Source organism: Sphingomonas sp. GW821-FHT04B01, from assembly GCF_059420425.1.
The window spans coordinates 17,597-27,809 of the sequence record NZ_JBWKTR010000018.1 but is presented as its reverse complement, the minus strand read 5'-3'; the positions used below and the strand labels follow the sequence as shown (position 1 = coordinate 27,809).

Here is a 10,213-nt window from a genome sequence, read left to right as displayed (position 1 = left end):
CTTGCCGCCAACTTCCTCTCAGGCGTGGCGCTCGCAACAGCTCTCGCGTTCTGGCTGTGAATGAGTCTGAGCCCTAACCCTATGTGCATCCAGCACATACGTCGATTGCGGTAGGTCTGGGCTTGAGTCGAACACACGCAAGCCGCGCGAGTCATGCTGGACGACTAGCCAGTGATCAATCGGATGCTGCAGCCGGATGACCGCACAACCAATGTCTTTCTGACTGAGCTGAGTAACGAGTTTATCCCAGAATACGGCATGGTATCGAAATCTGCGGCTTGCAAACGGCTCAACTACCTCCGGAAACTCAGGTAACACATTTGCGATACGGAACACCATCTTTCGCAAATCACCTGGAAGTATACCCTCCCACACGACAGATGGCCAACTTCGCTTAGGCAAGGCTCTGCAACACGCAATGAAAACACTTTTTGCGGTGGCCTCGTCTTCCAAGCCGCCGGACCATCCTGACTGAGCAAACGCGTTGATGACGGCGTAGATACCGCTAAGCCTATCAACAGCACCTTGGCGGTGGACCCTGATCATAAAATTTAGTCGCCTATGCGAAGTTATATAAGGCAAATAGCCAGTGTTGGATAGCTTGTAACATCCTTGTTATAATTGATATTCCTTTATTGACGGAAAACTAGTTTGACGGGGGTGGCTGAAAACAGGTTTCGCATTGAAAGCTCTTTTCATACAGACATACTTACATGATCATGCGCATACGCGTTTGATGCCACCCCGGCATCGATGCAGGCTATTTCACTTGACAAGCTAAGGTCAACCCCGCCGCCCTATGTCTAATGTGTGCAGCGTGACATTTGCCGACATACTCAGCCTACCTAGTTCGTGCTTTCAGGTATCACTCACGTGCCATAGAGTTACGCCCGGCAAGACCCAGTTGCAGACACTCCGGTCTCTCAGATCACTGCTCACAACCGGACGTTCGTTCACAATGACGAGCTTGCTTTCGAACCCATGTCGATCTCAGAAACGTTAACGTGGTTCAGTTGCTTTTCCGATCCTGGCGGAGCTTCTGCTCAGACGGAGAAGAGACATGCGCGCACTATGCTGGCACGGTAAGGGTGACGTCCGCGTCGACACCGTAGCAGACCCGGAAATCAAGCATCCGCGCGACGCGATCATCAAGGTGACTGCCTGCGCGATCTGCGGCTCGGACCTCCACCTGCTCGACGGCTACCAGCCTACCATGGAGGCCGGCGACATCCTCGGCCACGAGAACATGGGCGAGGTCGTGGCACTCGGGTCCGAGGTAACCAACCTCAAGATCGGCGACCGGGTGGTGGTGCCGTTCACGATCAGCTGCGGCGATTGCTGGTTCTGCAAGAAGGGCCTGTTCGCGGCCTGTGACCGGACAAATCCGAATGCCGAAATGGCCGCCAAGGCGATGGGCCACTCGCCTGCCGGCCTGTTCGGCTTCAGCCACATGCTGGGCGGCTATTGCGGTGGCCAGGCGGAGTACCTCCGCGTGCCGATGGCCGATATCGGCCCAATCAAGATACCGGAAAACGTCACCGACGATCAGGCGCTATTCCTCTCCGACATCTTTCCGACCGGCTACATGGCCGCTGAGAACGCTCAGATCGAACCAGGCGACACCGTCGCCATCTGGGGCTGCGGCCCAGTCGGCCAGTTTGCCATTCGCTCCGCGCTGATGATGGGTGCCGGGCGCGTCATCGCGATTGACGAGCTGCCCGAGCGGCTCGCAATGGCTGAGGCTGGCGGTGCCGAGACAATCAACTTCGCCGAGACTGACGTCTATGACGAACTGCAGGCGCGGACCAAGGGGCGCGGGCCGGACAGCTGCATCGATGCGGTCGGCTGTGAGGCGGCCGCACACGGTGCAGCTGACGCCGTTATGGACAAGGTCAAGGCAAGCATGATGCTCGCCACCGATCGCGTTCATGTCTTGCGTCAGGCGATCATTAGCTGCCGTAAGGGCGGCACCGTGTCGGTGCCCGGCGTCTATGTCGGAATGGGGGACAAGCTGCCACTCGGTGCGGCGATGAACAAAGGACTGACGATCAAGCTCGGACAGACCCACGTGCAACGTTACACTAAGCCGCTGCTCGAGAAGATCGTGTCGGGCGCGATCGACCCCAGCTTCGTTATCACCCATCCGGCCAGTCTGGAGGACGCACCTGAGATGTACGCCAAGTTCCGCGACAAGGAGGACGGCGTTATCAAGGTGGTCATGCGCCCGCATGGCTGAGCCGAAGAGACGTTGGTGCTGCCTCGCGTCCGGCCCCTACGGGGTCGGACGTCACATTGACCCAAACCCGGACATTCGCGCCCCCTCCCCCGCTCCCCATCTTCAGACATTCATTCATCTCCGCGCTGAATGGCCTTGCCGCATGATCGACCGTCATGGATGTTGTGAATGGAGAGGAAAGCGGACCTTCCGCTTCGGGGGCGGCACCTCAAGAAACCGGCCACTGAATTGCCGTCCCAGATGCATCAGTATTTTGCATCGGCGGAACCCTCGGTTTCCAGCCGCTCTTTGTCGATGCAAAACATGTGAGTTTTGCATCGCAACGGCTAGGGTGAGCGGCTAGCTGCCATTTAGGTTTTCGCAATTGGTGCCCGTCAGAAAAGCGCGATGGTTGAATCCAAAGTGCTTCCGCTGAGTGATGTCTGTCTTCCCATGGCTGTGCTGGTGTCAGGCCAGGGCTGGTCGCTTATCCAATCCGACGGCATTCTTGGTTATAATACGCAGGCATTTATCGAAAAAGACGGTGTCGTAATCAGTTATATCAACAGCAGGGGGGAGCAGGATTATGGCGTTAGGCTTAGTCGCGCCGTCCATCCGGTTTTGAGCGGCGAACTAAATCACCGCCCGGGTTTAATCGAGGTTCTCGCTGCTATCGGAATTCAACCCAGCCCTAGCGACGTGGTATTTGAGGCGGCTAAAAATCTGTCATCTATTAAGAGCTATTTATCAGATCCATCAATCTGGAAGGCGAACGTAAAAATAGAAACAGAAAAGCTATTAGATCGGCACAAAACTTGGAGCAATGGTCCAGAGTTCACGCGCGATCTAGCAAAGTCACTAGCAGGCCGTCATCCGTGGCTTACAGCGGGCAAGGTACCGGACTTAAGCGATTTACTAAATACCGAACAATCCCTTTTTCATAAGGCACGACGTTCCCATCTCGGAATAGTGATTGGAGCTGTTGGCGTCGGGATGGTTGTAGCTCGCTACTGGATGTAAAAGTGAGGAGCCGGCGGGCGGGTGTCGGCTGCTGGGCGTTAGCGGACCGGCGCTTGTGGGGAGGGCTGCCGGTTCGGTCAGCGCCACAGAAGAGCCCGCAGGGTCACAAGGCTGACCGCAACTAGTAAGCAGCCCCACCTAGGGATCGCCTTGGAGAAGCGCCCTCCAGAGGGATCGCGCTCATCCCAGAACGCTTCCGCTGCCGCGACTAAATCAGCTAGGGTTGCCGACGTCGGTGCTAGTTCGCCGACCCCCGCGAGCCCGCGCTTCAACAGAGCTTCTAACCCGGACGGATCGGGTGGCGCATCCAACGACCGAATGACCACCAGGTCGCCGGCCGCCGTCACCGTAAACTGCTCGCCCAATGGTCCGAAAGCGCGAGAGTAGACACCGTCCCGCACGTCCGCTGCTTCGAGGTAGCGCTCGGCTATTGCAACCGATGGGAAGACGAGCAGCGGCTCGTCCGCTTCCACAAACAGGGTAGGCATTAGCGCAAAGTGTCAGCCGAGCGGGGTGTCCGCAAGTGGGCGAAAACGGCCGCCCTGCCCCTCCGCCACGACGACCCACATCCGGCCGTTTAGGGGCACTTAAGGCCTTTCCGAAAGCGGCCGCTCGTTCATCGTAGCCGGCGACGGCGCCCATGTTGGGTTTCATTGTTCGCGCCGACGTTTATGTGTTAGGTCTAAAACTTAGCGACGAAGCAACGCTTACGGCACGGCTCCGTTACTACCGCACCCGCCTTGGCCTCCTTCAGGATGCCGATGAGCTGCTTCTCTGAAAACTACTTCCGCTTCATCCATCCGTCCCTTCAAGGGCAGGTCCCTACTTCGAGGTGGATGAAGAAACGGGGGTCACGTCAGCATCAGCAGGCGCCATTCCCTCTGCGAGTAAGCTTTGACACCTGTCGAGCAAGGACCTTCACAGCCACAGCGTTGGCACCGACGCGCCCGATTGCCGCGGCAGCCGTGTCGATGATCTTTGCAGCATCCGCGGTAATATCAACAAGCTCCGATGCGATTTGACGCTGCTGGCCGGCGCTTTCGAATGATGCGGCAAGCAAGCCATCCTGTTCAGTCACCAACCCCGCATGAGCGACGGCGATATCGTTGGCAGCCTGCACGTCACGGGTAATCAGCATCGAGCGTTCCCCGATGATTGCGTTTGCGGTCGCCGTGCGAGTGGTCAGCATCGACATTTCCGCGGAGATCGCCGCGAACGCACCGCCCTCCCCGCCGGAACGAGCTGCTTCAATCCGGGCATTTAAACTTAACATTCGGCTCTCTCGCGCGATCTGGGCGATTGTAGCGCTGATCGCTGCCACGCTGTCGACCGATTGAGCGAGCGCGTCGATCGTCGGTTTGTTTGCCTCTAGCTGCGACCGCGCCTCTGCAAGTGTCTCCGCCTGCTGGCGCACGCTCACTTCCACATCGTTGGCTGCAGCCTCAAGGGCGGCGGCCAACGAAGCAATTTGCGTTGCGTGATCCGCCATACCCCGGATTACCGCTGTGGCGGTCTCAGCCTCAGATGCAACGCAGCCGGCGATGTCGAGCAACCGCGTAGCGATACCATCTAGCTGAGCATCGATCTTCGATGCGCTCTCTGGCACGTTGTTCACAGTGGCTTACGCTCTCTCGCGAACAGCCGTCAGCATGGTTCCTGACAGAATTGCATAGGCGGCAGACCAAGCTTCCTCGGTATCCTGATCAAACGCTGACCCAAGTCCCGCTCGTAGCGTCTCGATGAGTGCAGAACCAACGGCCTCATAATGGCGGTCTTTTGCACCATAGCTGATGTGTCGAATGGCCAATTCACGTGCAACCGGAACGATGGAATCAAGGCGATCTAGCGCGTCAACCACGGTCGCTAGGGTGAGGAATAGCTTGCGTCCCTGCTCTGCCATGTCGTTGCGGAACAACGCGCGTGTATCAGGCGCAAGCTCGAAAAGACGTCGGTAGAACTCGGCCGCCGCAGCGGCGGTGATTGGAACGACAGCGGCGAAACTGTCCTGAACGAGATCGATTTGATGGTCCGAGAGCATGCCTTGGCTTTTAGACGTAAAACAGCAACGGAATGGTTAAGATCATAACGGACGCAATGTTGACCTACAAAGGGTTACTAGATGCTTTTTAGGCTTGGCTGATAGGCATTTTGCTAATCGCGCTGACGCATACCGCGACCCTATTCGCCAAAACGTTTCTGCTAGCTCACCTCCACGGATGGAAGGGTGGAGACGGGAAAAATGTGCCGCCTCGCGATGCAAGGCCATGGAGAAGGGCCGCAAACTCGCGACCAAGGTTGGCAATGCGACGGGAAGTGGAGACCCAGAAGCGGACATCCAGCGCTACTCGGGCGCTCCCAAAAGCGGCCGCTTGTTCACGAGCCGTGCTTCGCTCGGGATTGGGTTGGCCGGGAGGTGATCATGCCGGCTATCGTTAGACCGCTGTATTGCTTCCCTGGTACACCTTGCTAAGCTTGTTAGAGGGGGGAGTCGAAACACATGCTCGAACTGACAGGGGTCACCCACGTCTACGCCAATGGCACTCGCGCGCTCGACGACGTCAGCCTGTCGATCCCGGCAGGTATGTTCGGACTGCTCGGACCCAACGGCGCCGGCAAGTCGACGCTGATGCGGACGGTGGCGACGCTCCAGACGCCGACTGCGGGCAATATCCGCTTCGGCGACATCGACGTGGTGGCCAGCCCTGAGGACCTGCGTGCGACGCTCGGCTACCTGCCCCAGGATTTCGGCGTCTACCCGCGCGTCTCCGCCTACGACATGCTCGACCACATGGCGGTGCTGAAAGGGGTGCACTCGGCCGCTGACCGGCGCGTCACCGTCGAGACGCTGCTCGCCCAGACCAACCTGTGGACGCATCGGAAGAAGGCGATCGCCGGCTTCTCCGGCGGCATGCGCCAGCGGTTCGGGATCGCGCAGGCGCTGATCGGCAACCCGCGCCTGATCATCGTCGACGAGCCCACCGCCGGCCTCGACCCGGAGGAGCGCAACCGCTTCCTCAACCTCCTGGCCGAGATCGGCGAGAACGTCGTCGTGATCCTGTCGACCCACATCGTCGAGGACGTGGCGGACCTGTGCCCGCGCATGGCGGTGCTGGCGGCGGGGCGCATCCAACTCGAGGGCGCGCCGCTCGACCTGATCGAACGGACCCGCGGGCAAGTTTGGGCGAAGACGGTCGCGCCGGGCGCGCTGGACGCGGTGCGGGAGGCGCACGAGGTCATCTCCACTCGGCTGTTCGCGGGGCGCACGGTGGTCCACGTCCTCGCCGACCACGATCCCGGCGACGGCTTCACACCTGCGGCGGGGGGCCTGGAGGACGTGTACTTCTCGACCCTCGCCCGCTTCCGCCGCGCCGCCCCCGTTGCGGCCTGACCCGCGATGTTCGGCGCCATCGCCCGCTTCGAGCTGCGCTACCAGCTCCGCAACCCCGTCTTCTGGGCGGTCGCGATCCTGTTCTTCCTCCTGACCTTCGGGTCGGTGACGGTGGAGCAGATCTCGCTCGGCAGCGGCGGCAACGTCCACAAGAACGCCGCCACCGCGATCGCGCGGACGCACTTCATCATGTCGCTGTTCTTCATGTTCGTGACCACCGCCTTTGTGGCGAACGTGGTGGTGCGCGACGACGAGAGCGGCTTCGGGCAGATGGTCCGGTCGACCCGGGTCACCAAGGCGGCCTATCTCCTCGGCCGCTTCCTCGGCGCCTACGGGGCGGCGGCAATCGCCTTCGTCGTGGTGCCGCTGGCGATGTGGCTCGGCACGCTGATGCCGTGGGTTGATCCCGAGACGCTGGGGCCGAACCGGGCCGGTGACTATCTCTACGCCTATTTCCTCCTCGGCCTGCCCAACCTGTTCCTGACCGCGGGCATCTTCTTCGCGGTCGCGACCATGACCCGGTCGATGACCTACAGCTACCTCGCGGTGATCGCCTTCCTGGTGGTCTACCTGACCCTGATCGGCATCACCGCGGAAAAGCCGGAATGGCGGGAGACGATCGCCTATCTCGAACCGTTCGGGATCGGGGCGTTTGGCTGGCTGACCCGCTACTGGACCCCGGCCGAGGCGAACGCGGCCATGCCCGCCTTCGCGGGCGTGCTCGCCGCCAACCGGGTCATCGCCGTGATGCTGGGGGGGCTGGCGCTGGCGGTCGCGTGGTGGCGCTTCTCCTTCACCGAGCGCGGCGCGTCGAAGCGCCGCCTGCGTCGCGAGCAGCGCCGCGCGGCGAAGCTCGCCGCCACCCCGCCGCGCGTCGCCGCCGCGCTGCCCGCGACCGACCCGGCGTATGCGGGCCCCACCCAGCTCCTCGCGCGCGTCCGGTTCGAGATGGCGCTGATTTTCAGGAGCCCCGGCTTCGTCATCATGCTGGCGGTCGGCCTCGCCAACACGGTCGCCTCGCTACTGGTCGCGGGCGAACGCTACGGCACCCCGCTCTACCCGATGACCTTCACCGTCATCGGCACCCTCCAGGGCGCGTTTACGATCATGCCGCTGATCATCGCGATCTACTACGCCGGCGAGCTGGTGTGGCGCGACCGCGAACGCGGCATGCACGAGATCGTCGACGCCACCGCGCTGCCGAACTGGGCGTACCTCGTCCCCAAGGTGCTGGCGGTGGCCGGCGTGCTGGTCACGACCCTGCTCGCCTCGGTCGTCGCGGGGATCGTCGTGCAGCTTTTCCGCGGCCCGGTGACGCCGGCGCTCGGCGAGTATCTCGCCTGGTACGTTCTGCCGTTCGCGGCGGACTTCGTGATCCTCGCCGTGCTCGCGGTGTTCATCCAGGCGCTCAGCCCAAACAAGTACGTCGGCTGGGCGCTGATGGTGGTCTACCTCGTCGCGACCAGCGTGTTCACGACGATCGGCTGGGACCACCCACTCTACCTCTACGGCTCGACCGGGACGCTGCGGCTGTCAGACATGAACGGCGACCAGATCGGCGCGGCACGCGGATGGTGGCTGCGGCTCTACTGGGGCGGGTGGGCGCTGGCGCTGGCGGTGGCGGCGCACCTTCTCTGGCGGCGCGGGACCGACGCGAAGCTCGGCCACCGGCTCCGCCTCGCGCCGCGGCGGCTGCGGGGGACGCCGGGGGTGGTGCTGGCGGTCGCGCTGGTCACCGTCGCGGCGAGCGGGGCCTATGCCTGGCGCCAGATGGACGTCCTCAACATATATCGCAGCGCCCCCGATCAAGACGCGCGGGCCGCGGCCTATGAGAAGAAGTATCTCCGCTATGCGGGGCTGCGCCAGCCGACGCTGACCGACATCCGGCTGACCATCGCGCTCCACCCCGCCGCGCGGCGGATGGAAGCGGAGGGCAGCTACGCCTGGGTCAACGACACCGGCGCGCCGCTCCGGGACCTGCACGTGCGCCTGCAGGACGACCGCACCCGGCTGGTCGCGGTGACGATCCCCGGTGCGCGGCTGGTCAGCGACGACGACGACAACCAGTACCGTATCTACCGCTTCGAGCGGCCGGTCGCACCGGGGGCGCCCGGCACGCTCGGCTTCCGTACCGAGCGGGTCGACCGCGGCTTCGCGGCCAACGACGACGACACCCGCCTGGTCGCCAACGGCACCTTTTTGAATAACCGCGAGTTCGCGCCGACCCTCGGCATGGACCGCAGCGGGCTGCTCCAGGACCGGACCAAGCGCCGCAAGTACGGCCTCCCGGCGGAACTGCGCCCAGCCAAGCTGGAGAATATTTCCGCCCAGTGGAGCAACTACGTTCACACCGACTGGGTGCGGTCGGATGTCACCTTGTCGACCGATGCCGACCAGGTGCCGATTGCGCCGGGTCGCAAGGTAACGGACGCGGTCGCCAACGGCCGCCGCACCGCGCGCTTTGTGTCGGGCGCGCCAATCCTGTCCTTCTTCTCGATCCAGTCGGCGCGTTATGCCGAAAAGGCGCGGGTCGCCGACGGGGTCCGCCTGTCGGTCCTCTACCACCCCGCCCATGCCTACAACGTCGACCGGATGCTGGCGGCGATGCAGGCCGCGCTCGGCTATTACCGGGAAAATTTCGGGCCTTATCAGTTCCCCTATGCCCGGATCGTCGAGTTCCCCGGCTATGCCAGCTTCGCGCAGGCGTTCGCGGGGACGGTGCCCTATTCCGAGCGGATCGGCTTCATCGCCGACGCGCGCTCGGCCGACCGGATCGACTACGTCACCTACATCACCGCGCACGAGCTGGGGCATCAATACTGGGCGCACCAGGTGATCAGCGCCGACATGCAGGGCGGCACCGTGTGGGTGGAGACCATGGCGCAATATTCGGCGCTCATGGTGATGAAGCGGCTCTACGGCCCCGACAAGATCAGGCGGTTCCTGAAGTACGAGCTGGACGACTACCTGCGCGGCCGCCGCGGCGAGGCGGTGGAGGAGCTGCCGCTCGCACGCGTCGAGAACCAGCCCTACATCCACTACAACAAGGGATCGGTGGCGCTGTACCTGCTCCAGGACCGGCTGGGCGAGGCACGGGTCAACACGATGCTGCGCGGGCTGCTCGACCGCTACCGGTTCAAGGGGCGGCCTTATGCGCGCTCGACCGACCTCGTCGCCGGCTTCGCGTCGCTGGCGCGCGACGGGCAGGAAAGGCAGCTGGTCGCCGACCTGTTCGAGCGGATCGTGCTGTGGGACTTCGAGGCGAAGGACGCGACCACCCGCCGCCTGCCCGACGGAAGGTGGGAAACGCTGCTGACTGTGAACGCCGCCAAGTTCACCGCCAACGGCCAGGGGGTCGAGACGCCCGTTCCCTTCGCCGACACGATCGACGTCGGCGCGTTCGCGTCGCGGCCGGGGCTCGCCGCCTTCTCAAGGGCGGACGTGCTGGCGATGGAGCGCCGCCCGCTCCGCAGCGGCGGGCAGCAGGTGCGGATCGTCACCGCGGCGCGGCCGGCGTTCGTCGGGGTCGATCCGTACAACAAGTATATCGATCGAAACAGCGACGACAATTTAGTGGTACCTTCCTGACC

General features: G+C 62.6%; 7 protein-coding genes. 4 read left to right on the top strand and 3 right to left on the bottom strand.

Translation table 11 applies throughout. From position 1 onward, the window contains the following. Positions 1-1,060 precede the first annotated feature (1,060 nt). A complete protein-coding gene (locus AC07UH_RS20810) occupies positions 1,061-2,236 on the top strand; it encodes a zinc-dependent alcohol dehydrogenase (RefSeq protein WP_495182086.1) in 1,176 nt (391 codons plus the stop codon). Positions 2,237-2,623: 387 nt separating this feature from the next. Beyond that, entirely contained in the window at positions 2,624-3,235 is a 612-nt protein-coding gene (locus AC07UH_RS20805; RefSeq protein ID WP_495189983.1) for a hypothetical protein, read from the top strand. A 77-nt stretch (positions 3,236-3,312) separates the two neighbouring features. On the opposite strand, the gene AC07UH_RS20800 is transcribed toward AC07UH_RS20805, so the two are convergent. The 3 genes from AC07UH_RS20800 to AC07UH_RS20790 form a co-directional block, all read right to left on the bottom strand. Next, the gene (locus tag AC07UH_RS20800; RefSeq protein WP_495182084.1) at positions 3,313-3,723 is read right to left on the bottom strand and encodes a hypothetical protein; all 411 of its coding nucleotides are present in this window, start codon (positions 3,721-3,723) and stop codon (positions 3,313-3,315) included. Between the two features lie 374 nt (positions 3,724-4,097). Continuing rightward, positions 4,098-4,850, bottom strand: coding sequence for a methyl-accepting chemotaxis protein (locus tag AC07UH_RS20795; protein ID WP_495189984.1), 753 nt, complete (start codon positions 4,848-4,850; stop codon positions 4,098-4,100). Positions 4,851-4,856: 6 nt separating this feature from the next. After that, positions 4,857-5,273 carry a globin family protein gene (locus tag AC07UH_RS20790; RefSeq protein ID WP_495182082.1) on the bottom strand — a complete coding sequence of 139 codons (417 nt, stop codon included), beginning with the start codon at positions 5,271-5,273 and terminating at the stop codon, positions 4,857-4,859. 459 nt (positions 5,274-5,732) lie between these two features. On the opposite strand from AC07UH_RS20790, the gene AC07UH_RS20785 reads away from it, so the two are divergent. Together AC07UH_RS20785 and AC07UH_RS20780 are read left to right on the top strand one after the other, a co-directional pair. Beyond that, positions 5,733-6,623, top strand: a complete 891-nt coding sequence (locus AC07UH_RS20785; RefSeq protein WP_495182081.1) for an ABC transporter ATP-binding protein — start codon at positions 5,733-5,735, stop codon at positions 6,621-6,623. Positions 6,624-6,629: 6 nt separating this feature from the next. Then, positions 6,630-10,211: an ABC transporter permease/M1 family aminopeptidase gene (locus AC07UH_RS20780; RefSeq protein ID WP_495182080.1), complete on the top strand. Its 3,582-nt coding sequence runs from the start codon at positions 6,630-6,632 to the stop codon at positions 10,209-10,211. The last annotated feature ends 2 nt before the right edge of the window (positions 10,212-10,213 follow it).

Coding starts and splice junctions, on each gene's coding strand:
- AC07UH_RS20810 (WP_495182086.1), top strand. CDS start 1,061: ATGCGCGCACTATGCTGGCACGGTAAGGGTGACGTCCGCGTCGACACC.
- AC07UH_RS20805 (WP_495189983.1), top strand. CDS start 2,624: ATGGTTGAATCCAAAGTGCTTCCGCTGAGTGATGTCTGTCTTCCCATG.
- AC07UH_RS20800 (WP_495182084.1), bottom strand. CDS start 3,723: ATGCCTACCCTGTTTGTGGAAGCGGACGAGCCGCTGCTCGTCTTCCCA.
- AC07UH_RS20790 (WP_495182082.1), bottom strand. CDS start 5,273: ATGCTCTCGGACCATCAAATCGATCTCGTTCAGGACAGTTTCGCCGCT.
- AC07UH_RS20785 (WP_495182081.1), top strand. CDS start 5,733: ATGCTCGAACTGACAGGGGTCACCCACGTCTACGCCAATGGCACTCGC.
- AC07UH_RS20780 (WP_495182080.1), top strand. CDS start 6,630: ATGTTCGGCGCCATCGCCCGCTTCGAGCTGCGCTACCAGCTCCGCAAC.